The sequence below is a fragment of the Staphylococcus argenteus genome (assembly GCF_000236925.1).
GTDB lineage: Bacteria > Bacillota > Bacilli > Staphylococcales > Staphylococcaceae > Staphylococcus > Staphylococcus argenteus.
The window spans coordinates 1,607,179-1,624,717 of the sequence record NC_016941.1; the positions used below are offsets into that span (position 1 = coordinate 1,607,179).

A 17,539-nucleotide genomic window follows, 5' to 3' on the forward strand; every position below is an offset into this window, starting at 1 on the left:
ATTATTTGTTTTGCTCTTTTAAATAGTATGAAACAAGTTCTTCCATAATGACATCTCTATCGATATGACGAATTTGGTTTCTTGCTTCATTTTGGCGTGGAATATATGCAGGGTCGCCTGATAATAAGTAACCAACGATTTGGTTAACGGCATTATATCCTCGTTCATCTAATGTACGATAAACATTATTTAAAACATCTCTAACGTCTTGTGTTGGAAGCTCTTCATAGTCGAATTTCATTGTTTTATCAAAGTTTTCCATTTGCGACACTCCTTTAATTACAAATATAACTCACTATCATCATACAATATTATGGCTTTAAATTATAGATTTTTAATGTAATCTTTAATAAAGCTTAATGATTTTGAGATATTTTCAGGTTGTGTACCGCCACCTTGAGCCATATCTGGACGACCGCCACCTTTACCGCCAACAATTGGCGCCATTTCTCTTATAAGATCACCAGCTTTAACTTGGTTCGTTAAAGATTTAGGGACAGTTGCAACCATTGATACTTTATCATCAACATTACTTGCAAGAATGATAATTGTATCTTGTAGTTTAGATTTAAAATCGTCCATTGTCGAGCGAATTGCTTTGGCATTTGGCACATCTACTTCCGTAACTAATACTTTAAAGCCATTAATTTCTTCTACTTGATCATCAATATTTCCCATTTTAAGTGCCGTAATTTCTTTATCACGTTGCTCTAATTGTTTTAATAAGTTTTTCTCTTCATCTTGCAATTGAGTCAATTTATCAACAACTTGATCATCCGATTTGACTTTAAGATGTGACTTCATAGTATTGAATTTATTTTGAATGCCTTCCAAATATAAAAATGCTGCTTTTCCAGTTAAAGCTTCAATTCTACGAACACCTGCACCTGTACCTGATTCACTTACAATTTTGAACAAACCAATTTCAGAAGTATTACGTACATGGATACCGCCACATAATTCAATTGAAAATGGCGCCATATTTACTACACGTACAACTTCGCCATATTTCTCACCAAATAATGCCATCGCACCCATTTCTTTAGCAGACGCTATATCCATTTCTTGGATATTTACGTCAATACCTTTCCAAATTTCTTCGTTTACTAGACGTTCCACTTGATCAATTTCTTCATTTGTCATTGGTCCAAAATGAGAAAAATCAAATCGTAAACGATCTGCTTCAACTAATGAACCTGCTTGATTAACATGATCGCCTAGCACAGTTTTAAGTGCAGCATGTAGTAAATGAGTAGCACTATGATTCTTTTGAATGTCACGTCGGTCATTTTGGTTTACTTCAGCAGACACAGTTGCGCCAACATTAACTTGACCAAATTGTACAACACCTTTATGCAAGTTTTGACCATTTGGTGCTTTTGTTACTTCGCTAACAGCAATTTCAAAATTATCATTAAATACAATACCTGTATCTGCAACCTGTCCACCACTAACCGCATAAAATGGTGTTTCTGTTAACATGAAATACACTGTTTCGCCTGCTTCAACTTGGTTTACTTCTTCACCGTTATAAATTAAGTGTGTTAAAGTAGTTTGTGCTGTGGCAGTTTCATAGCCAACAAACGTACTTTCAGTCGTAATATTTTTCAATACTTCACTTTGAACTTGCATTGATTGTGAATTTTGACGTGCTTGACGTGCACGGTCACGTTGTTGTTGCATTTCTGACTCAAATGTAGTCATATCAACGTTTAATCCTTCTTGAAGTGCAATTTCTTCTGTCAATTCAATTGGGAAACCATACGTATCATATAATTTAAATGCATCTTTACCAGCAATTTCATTTGTAGATGTTTTCGCATTCTTAATTAATTCATTTAAAATCGCTAAGCCCTCTTCTAATGTTTCATGGAATCGCTCTTCTTCAGATTTAATAACACGCTTAATAAAATCTGCTTTTTCTTTAACATTTGGATAGTAAGGTTCCATAATATCTGCAACAATATCAACTAATTTATACATAAATGGTTCGTTGATTCCTAAAGTTTGACTAAATCTTACCGCACGACGTAATAAGCGTCGTAACACATAGCCTCGTCCTTCATTTGCAGGTAAAGCACCATCTGAAATCGCAAATGCAATTGTTCGGATATGATCAGCAATAACTTTAAATGCCACATCTTGCTCACTATTCACTAAATATTGTTTGCCAGAAACTTTTTCAATTTCATTCATAATTGGCATGAATAAATCTGTTTCATAGTTTGTACGAACATTTTGAGATACTGAGGCCATACGTTCTAACCCCATGCCAGTATCAATATTTTTATTAGGTAGTGGTGTGTAACTGTGATCTTTATTATGGTTGAATTCGCTAAATACTAAATTCCAAACTTCAAGATAACGTTCATTTTCTCCACCTGGATACATTTCTTCAGCTGGGTCATCTTGTCCATATGCTTCACCACGATCATAGAAAATCTCAGTATTAGGTCCAGAAGGTCCTTCTCCGATATCCCAAAAGTTACCTTCAATACGAATAATGCGACTTTCTTCAAGACCGATATCATTATGCCAAATATTATATGCTTCCATATCTTCTGGATGAATTGTGACATACAACTTATCTGGTTCCATACCCATCCATTTGTCACTTGTCAAAAATTCCCATGCAAATTCAATTGCTTCTTGTTTAAAGTAATCACCAATTGAGAAGTTACCTAGCATTTCAAAGAATGTATGGTGACGCGCTGTGAAACCAACATTTTCAATATCATTTGTACGAATTGCTTTTTGAGAGTTTACAATTCTAGGTTTTTTAGGTATTTCACGACCATCAAAATATTTCTTTAATGTTGCTACACCTGAATTAATCCATAATAATGTATCATCATCAATCGGTACTAAAGGTGCTGAAGGTTCTACCATATGTCCTTTTTCAACAAAGAAATCAAGATATTTTTGTCTAATTTCACTCGCTTTTAACTTTTTCATCATTTACACATCCTATTTACTGTTTTTAAAAATTATCATTCCATAAAAATTGATGACACAGATAATCAATTTAATTATACCGTCGACAAAAAAATGCATATATTTTATAAAAAATAAAAAACGCCCATCCTCAAAAGGGACGAACGTTATCGCGGTACCACCCTAGTTATAAGCGTAATTAAGACGCTTATCACTTTAAATTGACTATACAGTTGTGCATAAAGTAGCGTTCACTAATGTTTGTTGTACTTTACACCAACCAGCACATCTCTGAGATACAAATCATTAACTACTCATCTTTATACGAATTTAATTCTATTTTAGTGACATTTATGCCTGTTGTCAACGTTCTATGAAGTCATATGGCGTGATTTCCCCCATATTAATCATAGGGTCTATTTTAAATATAGTAGCTTCAGTTAGAACAATATTATTTTTTTGTGTAGATTTATTCTCAGGTAAGTCTACTTCGACGTTATCATTTAATAATTCAATTTGATTATCATCACTCTCAATTGAATCGTTTTGTTTAGAACTTGTACCGTTTTCAACAAAGGTTGTCGCGCTATCATCTGAATCAGAATTAAAATATCCTTTTAATAAGGTACACAACTGTGTTAAACGTGCTTGACCATTTGTTTTCAATCCAATATCAAATGCTTCTGGATCTCCAAGTAAAACCAAACTTGTTTTAGCTCTTGTTAAACCTGTGTATAAAATAGGTCTTTGTAACATTCTAAAATATTGTTTAACTATCGGCATAATAACAATTGGAAATTCTGAACCTTGTGATTTATGAATCGAAGTGCAATATGCATGTGTTAACTCCATCATATCTTGTTTTGTAAATGTAATTTCATTACCTTCAAAATCAACAACAAGTACATCTTTATTAAGTGCATTTTCCTTAGCCCAAAAAATGCCAACAATAACACCTATATCACCATTAAATATATTATCATTAGGTCGATTAACAAGTTGTAGAACTTTATCTCCTTTTCTAAATACAACGTCACCAAATTCAATTTCACGCGTATCTTTTACTTTAGGATTTAATATCTCTTGCAAAACTTGATTTAATCGTTTAATACCAGCATTTCCTTTATACATTGGTGCAAGCACTTGAATATCTGCCATTGTATATCCTTTATTAACTGCACTAGTTACAACTTTTTCAACAACATCTGGAATTTGATTAGCTTGGCAATTAATAAAACTACGATCATGAAAACGTTGTGTAATATCAATTTTCTGCCCTAATTTCATTCGATGTGCTAATTCAATAATACTTGAACCATCTTGTTGTCTGTAAACTTCTGTTAGATTCACTCTAGGAATCGCTTTAGATTCAATTAAATCTTTAAAAACTTGACCAGGACCTACTGAAGGTAGTTGATCTTCATCACCTACAAATATTAATTGAGCATCTAATGGGACCGCACTTAAAAACTGATGAAACAACCATGTATCCACCATTGACATTTCATCAATAATAATTAGTCGTGCATTTATCTCATTATCTAGAATATCCTCTGGCTTTGTATCTTGATTCCATCCAATTAAACGATGAATGGTCATTGCTTCTAATCCAGTGGACTCTTGTAGCCGTTTTGATGCTCTTCCTGTTGGTGCTGCTAATACAACAGGATAGTCGTCGTTAACATAATCATCATAATCTAAAGATAATCCATGAATTTCTGCGTACAATTCTACTATGCCTTTAATTACTGTCGTTTTCCCAGTACCAGGCCCTCCAGTTAACAACATTACTTTAGAATTAATTGCTGTTTGTAAAGCTTCTCTTTGTGAAGCTGCATAGTTCACTTGATTGGCATCTTCAATATCACCAATATGCATCTGTAAGTCAGACTGTTCAATTTCAGTAAGTTTATTTGTATGCGTCTTTATTCGAAATAAATTTTGAACGCTTTTGATTTCTGAGTAATACAAGCTAGGAATTGCCACCTGCTCATTATCAATGATTAATTTCTTTTCTTCATTCAAAAATTGCAACATTTCGTCTAATTTTTCAGAATCGATGAACTCATCGTCTTGATAATTTAATACTTCAGCAGTTAAATCAATGACAACATTAACAGGCAAATATGTATGTCCTTGTTTTATGCATTCTTCCTCTAATGTATAAAGCAGTGCTGCTTTTAATCGCTCATTATCGTTATATGCTATCCCAATATTTCTAGCAAGTTGATCCGCCTTGTTAAAGCCAATCCCTTTAATATCGTAAATTAATTGATATGGGTTTTGATCTAAAATCGAAAGTGTCTCTCCAAGATAAAATTGATAAATTGCCATTGAAAGTTTTGGACCGAATCCTAAGTCATGCAAACGAATCATAATTTTTTCTGATTCTTGATTTGCTGAAATTTGTTCTGCAATTTGCTTTTGTTTCTTTTTCGGTAATCCTGAAACTTTTTCCAATACCGTCGGATCATCCAATATATCGTTAATCGCATTTTCACCTAATGTATTTACAATATTTTGAGCAGTTTTTTTACCAACACCTTTAAACAACTCACTTGATAAATAACTTATGATGGCCTCTTTAGTTTGTGGCAATTCTTTTTCAAATGTTTCGGCTTTTAATTGTTTACCGTAACGAGGATGTTCAACCACTTGTCCTTTAAACGTGTAGACATCTCCTTCAACAATATTTGGAAGAAACCCTACAACTGTTGGCATTGTGTCAAAATCTTCATTTGTTTCAATGGTATCTACTTTGAGCACCGTATAAAAATTATCACTGTTTTGAAACAATATCGCTTCAACAGTACCTTTGATCATCGAATAATCAAATAGTGTAGGGTCTGACATACTATTCCTCCTCTTTCATTGTAGTGAATGTTTTCAATGCATGTTGACTTAACAAATGCTTAGGATCAATTTGTACTGCTTCTTTAAAATGCCCGATAGCCTCGTCAATATTCTCATTCTTCATAAATATTGCTAAGCCTAAGTTGTATCTTGCATCAACATGATTTCCATCTATTGCTAAAACATGTTTAAGTTGTGTAATAGCTTCATCAAACATTTCAAGTTGGCATAAGACTAGGCCATATTGAAATTGAACTTCTATATCATTGTTTTCATCTAATTCAGCAGCAGTCATTAAAAATGGTAAGGCTTGTTTAAATGCTTCTAATTGATTAAATGCCATACCAATCATATAATTACAGTCAACTTGTTCAATGTTAGTTCGCAACGCTTGTTGATATAATTTAATAGATTCTTGATAACGTTGCTGATTGTAATATATGTTAGCTAAATTGTAAAAAACGATACCATTTTGTGAATCGATTGTTAAAGCTTTCTGGAAAAATCGTTCTGCTTTTTCAATCTCATTCGCATCTGCCAAAACAATACCGGCATTAATATAGTTTTCAATAATATTAGGGTCTTCTTCGATATTATCGAAAAGTGCTTGTAACGCAGCCTCTATTTCCCCGTTTTGAATGTATTGATATATTGTCTGTTGATCTATCATGTCCGAACCTCATTTCTTAACAATTATAACATTTCAATAATTACTCTGTCTCAAATCTTATAACAGTAATCATTTAGAATTACTATGTATTTCCCATCCAATAAAAGCGAGCCTGAGACACAAATGTCCTAGGCTCTACAATGTTATATTAGCAGTAGTTGGCGGGTCCCCACCCCAACTTGCACATTATTGTAAGCTGGCTTTCCGCCAGCTTCTGTGTTGGGGCCCCAACACAGAGAATTTCGAAAAGAAATCCTACAGGCAATGCGAGTTGGGGTGGGCCCCAACATAAAGCAATTCTTTTTCTTTAGATATTAGTATTTCTTATGCATGAGTTTTACTCATGTATTCCTATTTTTAAGTACATATTAGCTGTGGCTAATGTGTAAGAACCACTACATAGTAAATCATTAGTGGCTCTACACTGTCCGACTCGCTACATGATGGGTTGAAAAATCACATATCATATATATAATATTACTCAATCATTTATATCACTTTAAATCACAAACATTTATACGACATAATTTAGTTGACCTGCATTTTTATATACATCATCGATCGTTGCTCCGCCAAGGCAAACATCACCTTGATAAAAGACAACAGCTTGTCCAGGTGTGATAGCTCTTACAGGTTCATCAAAAGTGACACGTAAAGCATGTTCATTTTCACGCTTTACAAAAACCTTAGTATCTTTTTGTCGATATCTAAATTTTGCAGTACATTCAAAACCTTCGTCTATATCATTATCTTCAGGATTAACAAACGAATAATCAGAAGCAATAAGATAATCACTGTAAAGTGCATTGTGATGGAAGCCTTGTTCTACATATAAAATATTGTCTTTTAAATTTTTACCAACGACAAACCAAGGATCACCGTCGCCACCGATACCTAATCCATGTCTTTGACCAATCGTATAGTACATTAAACCACTATGTTTACCCATTTTTTTACCGTCAAGTGTAACCATATCACCTGGTTGTGCCGGTAAATATTGAGACAAGAATGTTTTAAAGTTTTTCTCACCGATAAAACAAATACCAGTGGAGTCTTTTTTCTTGGCAGTAACAAGTCCTTGTTCCTCAGCAATACGACGTACTTCACTCTTTTCGATATCTCCAATTGGAAACATTACATTTGAAAGTTGATCTTGAGATAATTGATTTAAGAAATATGTTTGATCTTTATTATTATCGACGCCTCGCAACATTTCTACGTGTCCATCTTCATGACGACGAATACGTGCGTAATGTCCTGTTGCCACATAATCCGCACCTAAATTCATCGCATGCTCTAAAAATGCTTTGAATTTTATTTCTTTATTACACATCACATCTGGATTTGGTGTACGTCCCTTTTTATACTCATCTAAGAAGTACGTAAACACTTTATCCCAGTATTCTTTTTCAAAATTCACTGCATAATATGGTATACCTATTTGATTACAAACTTCAATTACATCATTGTAATCTTCTGTGGCAGTACACACACCATTTTCATCTGTGTCGTCCCAGTTTTTCATAAATATGCCTATGACATCATAACCTTGTTCTTTTAAAACATGGGCCGTTACAGAACTATCTACACCGCCTGACATGCCAACTACAACGCGAATATCTTTATTTGACACCTATGACTCCTCCTTAAATTTAAAATATATTTTATGAATTTCAGCTACAATTGCATTAATTTCGTTTTCAGTTGTTAATTCATTAAAGCTAAATCTAATTGAATGATTTGAACGCTCTTCATCTTCAAACATTGCATCTAACACATGAGATGGTTGTGTTGAACCTGCTGTACAAGCTGAACCTGATGAAACATAAATTTGTGCCATATCAAGTAAAGTTAACATTGTTTCTACTTCAACAAATGGGAAATAAAGATTTACAATATGCCCTGTTGCATCCGTCATAGATCCATTTAATTCAAATGGAATGGCTCTTTCTTGCAACTTCACTAAAAATTGCTCTTTCAAATTCATTAAATGAATATTATTACTATCTCTGTTTTCTTCTGCTAATTGTAAAGCCTTTGCCATTCCAACTATTTGTGCCAGATTTTCAGTTCCTGCACGACGCTTTAATTCTTGTTCCCCACCAAGTTGAGGATAATCTAGTGTTACATGATCTTTAACAAGCAATGCACCTACACCTTTAGGACCGCCAAATTTATGGGCAGTAATACTCATTGCATCTATATTAAATTCATCAAATTTAACATCAAGATGTCCTATTGCTTGTACTGCATCAACATGGAAATATGCATTAGTTTCAGCAATGATGTCTTGAATATCATAAATTTGTTGAACTGTACCAACTTCATTATTTACAAACATAATCGATACTAAGATTGTCTTATCCGTAATTGTTTCTTCTAGTTGGTCTAAGTCAATCGCACCAGTATCATCTACATCAAGATAAGTTACATCAAATCCTTCTCGTTCAAGTTGTTCAAATACATGTAACACAGAATGATGTTCTATTTTCGAAGTAATAATATGATTCCCTAACTGTTCATTCGCCTTTACTATGCCTTTAATTGCAGTATTATTTGATTCTGTTGCACCACTTGTAAATATAATTTCATGGGTATTTGCACCTAATAATTGACCAATTTTACGTCTTGATTCATCTAAATATTTACGTGCATCTCTACCTTTAGCATGAATTGAAGATGGATTACCATAATGAGAATCGTATATTGTCATCATTGCATCTATCACTTCAGGTTTTACCGGCGTGGTCGCAGCATAATCTGCATAAATTTCCATGTTTGGACACTCCTCACAATTTTATCAATGTTCCAATAATAGCACCTTACATACTATTTTTCTACTTTTCTGTTTAACTTTATTTATAATGTTTTTAATTATATTTTACCATTTTCTTTACTTGCTTTTCGAGAGACTTTTCAAACTTTAGCACTTTAATTATGTCATTTTTTTAAAATCAGTAATTCTTGATTATTTGAAATTAGTATTATGTGATACAAAACTGTTTTTTTTAAATTGAGCAATTTTATATTTATCTTCACATCTGACTGGTATACTTCTTATATCATATAGATGAAAGGACGTTGCAAAAATGACGATGAAATATTCAGCTTTAAATCTCGTACCGATTCGCGAAGGCGAAAATGAGCGCACAGCAATTAGTGATATGATCACACTCGCACAAAACTTAGATGATTTATCTTATGAACGATACTGGATTGCTGAACATCATAATGCACCAAATTTAGTCAGTTCAGCCACAGCTCTATTAATACAACATACTCTCGAACATACCAAACGTATTCGTGTTGGCTCTGGAGGTATTATGTTGCCTAACCATGCACCTTTAATTGTTGCCGAGCAATTTGGCACAATGGAAACACTATTCCCTAATCGCGTTGATTTAGGACTAGGTCGTGCACCTGGAACAGATATGATGACAGCGAGCGCATTAAGACGTGATCAACATGATGGCGTATATAAATTTCCCGAAGAAGTGTCATTATTACAACAATATTTTGGCCCTAGTAATCAACAAGCATATGTACGTGCTTACCCAGCAGTTGATAAACATGTACCATTATATATTCTCGGATCATCGACTGACTCTGCTCACTTAGCAGCACGTAAAGGGCTTCCTTATGTATTCGCAGGGCATTTTGCACCTCAACAAATGAAAGAAGCAATCGAAATTTACAAAGAATTATTTGAACCTTCAGATGTATTAGATGAACCATATGTAATTGTTTGCTTAAATGCAATTGTTGCTGAAACTGATGACGAAGCACAATTCCTAGCTTCAACAATGTCACAAGTGATGGTAAGTATAACACGGGGAAGAATGCAACCAGTCCAACCTCCAACACATGAGTTACAAAGTTTGTTAACACCGAGAGAATACGCAATGGCCATTGACAGACAACGCCATTCATTAATCGGATCTGAAGACACCGTCAAACAACAGATTCAAAAGTTTATAACGGATTATGGTGAAGTAAATGAAATAATGGCTGTAAGTTACATTTATGATAAAGATAAACAAATTGAATCGTATCGTAGATTAAAAAACGTTATAGATCAGATAAATCTTTAAAATAGTTTAAAATGCAATAAATGTTCTATTTTGAATACGCTCAACTATACATTTTATGAAAATTGTAGCGAAGTATAAATGTATTTATATATAACAGATTAGCTATCTAATCTACTTTATGTAATGGCATAAATTTCCATAAAAATTGTTGAACAAATATAAATCTCCCCATTTCCTTTAAACTTTTGAATGTTTAAGAAATGGGGAGTTGTATATTGCTTATGAAAAAATGATGTTTTCATTTGATACATTAACTTTTAAGTATAATTATTTATCTTCGTCTTCTTTTTTCTCTTCTTTATTTGAACCTGTATATTCATTAATTTTATCTTTTACTTTTTGAACTTGTTCATTATCACTATTTTTAAATTTATCTACTGCATCTTTTGCTTTATCCATAAAACTCATATTTATCTCTCCTCTAATAATAAATTAATTGAAAATTTATTTTTTTAACTTATCAATTGCATCTGTTATTTTGTTTTTAGCATTTTCAACTACTTCTTTTGCTTTACCAGCCGCTTTATCTTCTTGTCCTTCTTTTTCTAATTCTTTATTATCTGTTACGTTTCCTACTGTTTCTTTAACATTTCCTTTAAACTGATCGAATTTACTTTCATCTGCCATAGTAAAACCTCCTCTGATGTATAATTTTATATACCACAAAGGAGGCGATTTAAACATAATATAATTTAGTTCTCATATTAATCTTCAAACTCTATAAATAATTAAATATAAAACATGTAGCCATCTAAATCTTCACTTGTATCAACATATTCCGCCAAATATTTCAATGTCGTATTATCTAAAACGTCTCTAACAGCATCTCTCATACGAATCCATAATTGCTTTTGTGCGGGTGGTTCTGATTCAATACTTTCAACAAACGTAATTGGACCTTCTAACAATCTAATAATATCCCCTGCTGAGATTTCTTCTGCTGGTACTCTTAATTGATAGCCACCTTTAGCACCACGTACACTTCGAATTAATCCCGCATTTCTTAGTGGACCTACAAGTTGTTCTAAATACAAATCGCTTAAATTATTTTCTTCAGCGATTGACTTTAATGATATACATCCTTGCCCTTCTTTTTTAGCAAGGGAAATCATTAATGTAAGTCCATATCTCCCTTTAGTAGAAATTTTCATTATATAACCTCACTTAATTCGAATATTCATATTCCCATTTTACCATTTTTTACGTTAAGATAGTATTAGAAAGGTGTGACAAATGTGAGTACAGAACCATTAGCGTCGAGAATGCGCCCTAAAAATATAGATGAAATTATTTCCCAACAACATTTAGTTGGTCCACGCGGCATTATTAGAAGAATGGTTGACACTAAAAAATTATCATCGATGATTTTTTATGGCCCACCTGGCATTGGAAAGACAAGTATTGCTAAAGCTATTTCTGGAAGCAGTCAATTTAAGTTTAGACAATTAAATGCGGTAACAAATACGAAAAAGGATATGCAACTCGTTGTAGAAGAAGCAAAAATGTCTGGTCAAGTTATATTACTACTAGATGAAATCCATCGATTAGATAAAGCTAAACAAGATTTTTTATTACCACATTTAGAAAACGGTAAAATCATTTTGATTGGTGCTACAACTTCTAATCCTTATCATGCCATTAATCCTGCAATTCGCTCAAGAGCGCAAATTTTCGAGCTATATCCACTTAATGATGATGATGTGCGCCACGCATTAAATCGTGCAGTTGATGATGAGGCAAATGGATTAAAGACATACCAACCAAAAATTGATGAAGATGCGATGATTTACTTTTCAACACAAAGTCAAGGTGATGTTCGAAGTGCCTTAAACGCACTAGAATTAGCTGTATTAAGTGCTGAAGTAGATACAGATGGATATCGACATATTACTTTACAAGATGCGAAAGATTGTTTACAGAAAGGTGCATTTGTAAGTGATAAAGATGGAGACATGCATTATGATGTTATGAGCGCATTCCAAAAATCTATTCGCGGCAGCGATGTGAATGCTGCTTTACATTATTTAGCACGATTAATTGAGGCTGGAGATTTACCTACAATTGTTCGACGTTTATTAGTCATCAGTTATGAGGATATAGGCTTAGCGTCACCAAATGCCGGTCAAAGAACACTTGCTGCTATTGAATCAGCTGAACGCCTTGGTTTACCAGAAGCCAGAATACCTTTAAGTCAAGCAGTTATTGAACTATGTTTATCTCCTAAGTCGAACTCAGCAATGAGCGCTATTGACAGCGCATTATCAGATATTAGAAAAGGAAACGTCGGTCAAATTCCAAATCATTTAAAAGATGGACATTATCAAGGCGCAAAAGATTTAGGTCGTGCTATTGGCTACAAGTATCCACACCAATATGTGAACGGATATGTTTCACAACAATATTTGCCTGATAAACTTAAAAACAAAATTTATTATGAACCAAAAACAACATCGAAAAGTGAACAACAATTTAAAGAAATATATAACAATTTATTAAAACAAAGACCATAGAAAATATGTTAAATCAAATTCAAAACATTTATAATCCTATCAACAAATAAAAACTGACTAGATCATGATGCATCGTATGATGCATTTAAGAACTAGTCAGTTTTTATTGTATTTATGCAATTTAGAATTCACTATAATTAGTTTAAATTAACTCTATAATAATTATTGTCCTTTGTCTTTAATACGTCGTACAGGAATGTCTTTTAATACATCATTTACGACATAACTCGCACAAATTAATCCAACTACACTTGGAACAAAAGCATTAGATGAAGGCGGCATTTGCCCTTTTCGGTTAATAGCATTTTTATCTCCTACTACTTCTTTTACATCTTCTCTAATAACTATTGGACTTTCATCTGAAAATACAACAGGTATACCTTTGCGAATACCTAATTTTTTCAATTTATGACGGATAATTTTAGCCATAGGATCAGTGTGTGTTTTAGAAATATCAGCTATAGTAAAACGTGTTGGGTCTGTTTTATTTGCAGCACCCATACTTGAAATTACTTTAATCCCTCTTTCAAGACATTCTTTCATTAAATGAACTTTATACATAATCGTATCACTAGCATCAACAAAATAATCTATATCATAATTATCAAAAATTTCTTCATATGTTTCTTCTGTGTAAAACATATGTAAAGGCGTGACCTTACAATCTGGATTAATTAATTTAATACGTTCTTCCATAAGTGAAACTTTACTTTGGCCTACAGTAGTAGTTAGCGCATGTAACTGTCTGTTAACGTTTGTAATATCAACATCATCTTTATCTATTAATATAATATGCCCTATATTTGTTCTTGCTAAGGCTTCAGCAGCAAATGAACCTACGCCTCCAACACCTAGTATGACAACCGTTTGTTCCTTTAATAAATCTAATCCTTGTTGTCCTATTGCAAGTTCATTTCTTGAAAATTGATGTTTCATCATTATACCTCTTTCACTGATTTATACTTAATTACATAGTAACTTAATTTTTAAATTTTATCATTATAGGTTTAAATATTTTATTAACATCGGTACCTTCACTTGATAGTTAATCATTGTCCATTAACTTAATTTAATAAATCGTCTTAAATAAGCGCATAAAAATACGCAAGACAAAGTCTTGCGTATCGATAGAGTCCGTATTGCCGTAGTTATAATAGCTTGATCATTCGGCCTGTTATATACAGGTGGGTGCCCTGTTTCTTGTTTTGTACGTCCTTCAAATAAGGCGTGTACGCTGCAAGAAAACCCATTGGGCTCCCTTGATCAAAGATTGTTAGGCCCAAATTAAAAAGCAAACTTACGAACAACTCAGATGACTATCTTATGATGTTATATTACCATAGATTTTATATTAATGAAATTATAACAATCTAAAGTTTATTGATTTTTTAAAATTTAGTGACGAATTCGTAAAGAAAGTTCTTCTAATTGCTTATCAGATACTTCACCTGGTGCATTTGTTAATAGACATGTAGCTGATGCAGTTTTCGGGAATGCAATAGTATCTCTCAAGTTTGTTCTATTAGTTAATAGCATAACTAATCGGTCTAATCCAAGGGCTATTCCGCCATGTGGAGGTGCACCATATTTGAATGCATCTAATAGGAAACCAAATTGTTCTTGTGCTTGTTCTTTAGTAAATCCAAGTACTTCAAACATTTTTTGTTGTAATTCACCATCATGAATTCTGATTGATCCTCCACCTAGTTCATATCCATTCAATACTATGTCGTATGCATTTGCTTCAGCTTTTTCAGGAGCAGAATCAAGTTTAGCAATATCAGCTTCTTTAGGAGATGTAAATGGATGATGTGCTGCTACATAGCGTTTTGCATCTTCATCATATTCTAATAAAGGCCAATCAGTCACCCATAAGAAGTTTAATTTAGATTCATCTATTAATCCTAATTCTTTAGCAAGTTTCACACGTAAAGCACCTAAACTTTGTGCTACAACATTTGGCTTATCTGCAACAAACATAACTAAGTCTCCAGCTTCAGCACCAGTTAATGAACGTAAAGTTTCAACGTTTTCCGCTTCAAAGAAACGTCCAATCGGGCCTGTTAAACCTTCTTCAACAACTTTAACCCACGCTAATCCTTTAGCACCATAAATGTTTACAAATTCAGTTAATGCATCCATATCTTTACGAGTATATTGTTCAGCTGCACCTTTTGCAACAATTGCTTTAATTTCACCATTATTTTCAACAGTATCTCTAAATACTTTGAAGTCCATATCGCGTCCTAATTGTGAAACATCAATTAATTCCATATCAAAACGTGTATCTGGTTTATCTGAACCGAAGCGACGCATTGCTTCTTTATAAGTCATTCTTGGGAACGCGTCATTAATTTCAACGCCTTTTACTTCTTTAACAACTTTTTTAAGCATTTCTTCACCCATCAACATCACATCTTCTTGATCAACGAAACTCATTTCGATATCGACTTGTGTAAATTCAGGTTGACGATCTGCACGTAAATCTTCGTCACGGAAGCATTTTACGATTTGGTAGTATTTGTCAAATCCACTAATCATCAATAATTGCTTAAATAATTGTGGTGATTGAGGTAAAGCATAAAATTCACCATCATGGACACGAGATGGTACTAAATAGTCACGTGCACCTTCAGGCGTTGACTTTGTTAATACAGGTGTTTCAATATCAAAGAACCCTTCATCATCCAAATATTGACGAATAGAACGTGTAATTTGATGTCTCATTTTAAATGTTTGAGCCAATTCTTGACGACGTAAATCTAAATAACGATATTTCAATCGAATATTTTCATCAACGTTTACATTTTCTTCATTTATTGAAAATGGTGGTGTCTCTGATTTATTAATAACTTTAATATTTGAAACTTGTACTTCAACTTGTCCAGTTTTTATTTTAGGGTTCACCGTTTCAGCATCACGCTTAGTAACTGTACCTTTTACTTCTACTACATATTCAGAACGTACTGTCTCAGCAATTTTTAATGCTTCCTCTGAAAATGCGGGATTGAATACGATTTGTACAATACCTTCTCTATCTCTTAAGTCAACAAAAATCAATCCGCCTAAGTCACGACGATTGTTAACCCATCCTTTTAATGTAATTTCCTGTCCTAATAATGTCTCAGTAACTAATCCACAATAAGTTGTTCTCTTACTCATAATATAACGCCCTCTCTACTTCTTAAAATAATCGACTAATGTGTCTAATTCAATCGTTTCAGATTCACCAGTTGTCATATTTTTAACATTGATTTTATTATTTTCTAACTCTTGATCGCCAATGACGATAGTATGCTTAGCTCCCAATCTATCTGCTTGCTTCATTTGACCTTTAATTTTTCGTTTTAAGTAATCTTTATCAGCTTTAATGCCATTATGTCTCAAATGATTTAATAATTTAACAGCATAGCGATCTGCTTGATCACCCATTGTTACTACGAATAAATCTAAATTTTCTTCAATTTCAAGGTCAATACCTTCTTCTTCTAGTGCAAGTAATAAACGTTCTATACTTAAGGCAAAACCAATACCTGTTTCACTTGGTCCATCTAGTAATTCTAATAATCCATTATAACGACCACCACCACATAGTGTTGTGATTGCACCATCATAATTCGGATTATCCATCATTAGCTCGAAAGCCGTATGTGTGTAATAGTCCAAACCGCGCACTAAATTAGGATCCTCAACATATGGAATACCTAAATCATCTAAGTAAGTTTTTACTTGTTCATAATATGCTTTGGATTCTTTATTTAAGAAATCAGTGATTCTAGGTGCGGTTTTAACCGCTTCTTTATCACGATCAACTTTGCAGTCTAAAATTCGCATTGGATTAGTGTGTAAACGTGATTGACAATCCGAACAAAATTCATCAATCACAGGTTCAAAATGTTTTACTAAAGCTTCGTTATATTCTTTACGAGATTCCATGTCCCCAACACTATTAATAACTAGCTTTAAATGTTTTAATCCAAATGATTGATAAATGTGCATAACCATTGCCAATACTTCTGCATCTACACTTGGGTTTTCAGCTCCAATTGCTTCTACACCAAATTGACTAAACTGGCGATAACGACCTTTTTGTTTACGCTCATATCTAAACATTGGCCCATTATAATATAATTTTATTGGTTGATTTGGATTTCCTTGCATTTTATGTTCAATATACGAACGCACAACAGCAGCTGTTCCCTCAGGTCTTAATGTAATACTTCTGTCACCTTTATCTTTAAATGTATACATTTCCTTCTGTACAACATCGGTAGAATCGCCGACTCCTCTAGCAAAAAGATCTGTACTTTCAAAGATTGGCGTTCTTATTTCTTTATAATTGTAAAATGTCATTAATTCATCTAATTTATTTTCGATGTAACGCCACTTTTTCGATTCTTCAGGTAAAATATCCTGCGTTCCTCTAGGTATTTTAATCATTTTGACATCTCCCTTGGCAAATTATTTTTTCATTACCTTTT

General features: G+C 33.2%; 14 protein-coding genes, 1 other RNA gene and 1 other annotated feature. Of the genes, 2 read left to right on the forward strand and 13 right to left on the reverse strand.

Features of this window, described 5'->3' with window-relative positions; translation table 11 throughout:
* Position 1: 1 nt before the first annotated feature.
* The 6 genes from SAMSHR1132_RS07605 to SAMSHR1132_RS07635 all read right to left on the reverse strand — a co-directional run bounded on the left by SAMSHR1132_RS07605 (position 2) and on the right by SAMSHR1132_RS07635 (position 9,233).
* Positions 2-262, reverse strand: a complete 261-nt coding sequence (locus tag SAMSHR1132_RS07605; RefSeq protein WP_000426912.1) for an IreB family regulatory phosphoprotein — start codon at positions 260-262, stop codon at positions 2-4.
* Positions 263-324: 62 nt separating this feature from the next.
* Complete coding sequence (alaS, locus tag SAMSHR1132_RS07610) at positions 325-2,955, reverse strand: alanine--tRNA ligase (protein ID WP_000734060.1); 2,631 nt, start codon at positions 2,953-2,955, stop codon at positions 325-327.
* 132 nt (positions 2,956-3,087) lie between these two features.
* Positions 3,088-3,264 (reverse strand) — a binding site (T-box leader).
* Positions 3,265-3,297: 33 nt separating this feature from the next.
* Positions 3,298-5,787, reverse strand: coding sequence for an SF1B family DNA helicase RecD2 (recD2, locus tag SAMSHR1132_RS07615; RefSeq protein WP_001283330.1), 2,490 nt, complete (start codon positions 5,785-5,787; stop codon positions 3,298-3,300).
* Between the two features lies 1 nt (position 5,788).
* Complete coding sequence (locus SAMSHR1132_RS07620; protein WP_000567012.1) at positions 5,789-6,457, reverse strand: tetratricopeptide repeat protein; 669 nt, start codon at positions 6,455-6,457, stop codon at positions 5,789-5,791.
* A gap of 514 nt (positions 6,458-6,971) precedes the next feature.
* Positions 6,972-8,090 carry a tRNA 2-thiouridine(34) synthase MnmA gene (gene mnmA, locus SAMSHR1132_RS07630; protein WP_000066108.1) on the reverse strand — a complete coding sequence of 373 codons (1,119 nt, stop codon included), beginning with the start codon at positions 8,088-8,090 and terminating at the stop codon, positions 6,972-6,974.
* Entirely contained in the window at positions 8,091-9,233 is a 1,143-nt protein-coding gene (locus SAMSHR1132_RS07635) for a cysteine desulfurase family protein (protein ID WP_000409154.1), read from the reverse strand.
* 313 nt (positions 9,234-9,546) lie between these two features.
* On the opposite strand from SAMSHR1132_RS07635, the gene SAMSHR1132_RS07640 reads away from it, so the two are divergent.
* On the forward strand, positions 9,547-10,548 hold the full coding sequence (locus SAMSHR1132_RS07640; protein ID WP_000178132.1) for an LLM class flavin-dependent oxidoreductase: 1,002 nt from the start codon (positions 9,547-9,549) through the stop codon (positions 10,546-10,548).
* 267 nt (positions 10,549-10,815) lie between these two features.
* On the opposite strand, the gene SAMSHR1132_RS07645 is transcribed toward SAMSHR1132_RS07640, so the two are convergent.
* The 3 genes from SAMSHR1132_RS07645 to cymR form a co-directional block, all read right to left on the reverse strand.
* Entirely contained in the window at positions 10,816-10,956 is a 141-nt protein-coding gene (locus SAMSHR1132_RS07645) for an SAS049 family protein (RefSeq protein WP_000009234.1), read from the reverse strand.
* Between the two features lie 36 nt (positions 10,957-10,992).
* Positions 10,993-11,175 carry a CsbD family protein gene (locus SAMSHR1132_RS07650; protein WP_000752908.1) on the reverse strand — a complete coding sequence of 61 codons (183 nt, stop codon included), beginning with the start codon at positions 11,173-11,175 and terminating at the stop codon, positions 10,993-10,995.
* 101 nt (positions 11,176-11,276) lie between these two features.
* Positions 11,277-11,699, reverse strand: a complete 423-nt coding sequence (cymR, locus tag SAMSHR1132_RS07655) for a cysteine metabolism transcriptional regulator CymR (protein ID WP_000704122.1) — start codon at positions 11,697-11,699, stop codon at positions 11,277-11,279.
* Between the two features lie 84 nt (positions 11,700-11,783).
* On the opposite strand from cymR, the gene SAMSHR1132_RS07660 reads away from it, so the two are divergent.
* Positions 11,784-13,058 (forward strand): replication-associated recombination protein A, encoded by a 1,275-nt coding sequence (locus SAMSHR1132_RS07660; RefSeq protein WP_000102733.1) that lies wholly within the window; start codon positions 11,784-11,786, stop codon positions 13,056-13,058.
* A 162-nt stretch (positions 13,059-13,220) separates the two neighbouring features.
* Here SAMSHR1132_RS07660 and SAMSHR1132_RS07665 read toward each other — a convergent pair whose 3' ends face one another.
* The 4 genes from SAMSHR1132_RS07665 to hisS form a co-directional block, all read right to left on the reverse strand.
* Entirely contained in the window at positions 13,221-13,994 is a 774-nt protein-coding gene (locus SAMSHR1132_RS07665) for a tRNA threonylcarbamoyladenosine dehydratase (protein WP_000682641.1), read from the reverse strand.
* Positions 13,995-14,185: 191 nt separating this feature from the next.
* Positions 14,186-14,376, reverse strand: a non-coding RNA gene (ssrS, locus tag SAMSHR1132_RS13810) — 6S RNA.
* A gap of 77 nt (positions 14,377-14,453) precedes the next feature.
* A complete protein-coding gene (gene aspS, locus SAMSHR1132_RS07670) occupies positions 14,454-16,220 on the reverse strand; it encodes an aspartate--tRNA ligase (RefSeq protein WP_000044808.1) in 1,767 nt (588 codons plus the stop codon).
* A gap of 15 nt (positions 16,221-16,235) precedes the next feature.
* Complete coding sequence (gene hisS, locus SAMSHR1132_RS07675; protein ID WP_000590829.1) at positions 16,236-17,498, reverse strand: histidine--tRNA ligase; 1,263 nt, start codon at positions 17,496-17,498, stop codon at positions 16,236-16,238.
* Positions 17,499-17,539 lie beyond the last annotated feature (41 nt).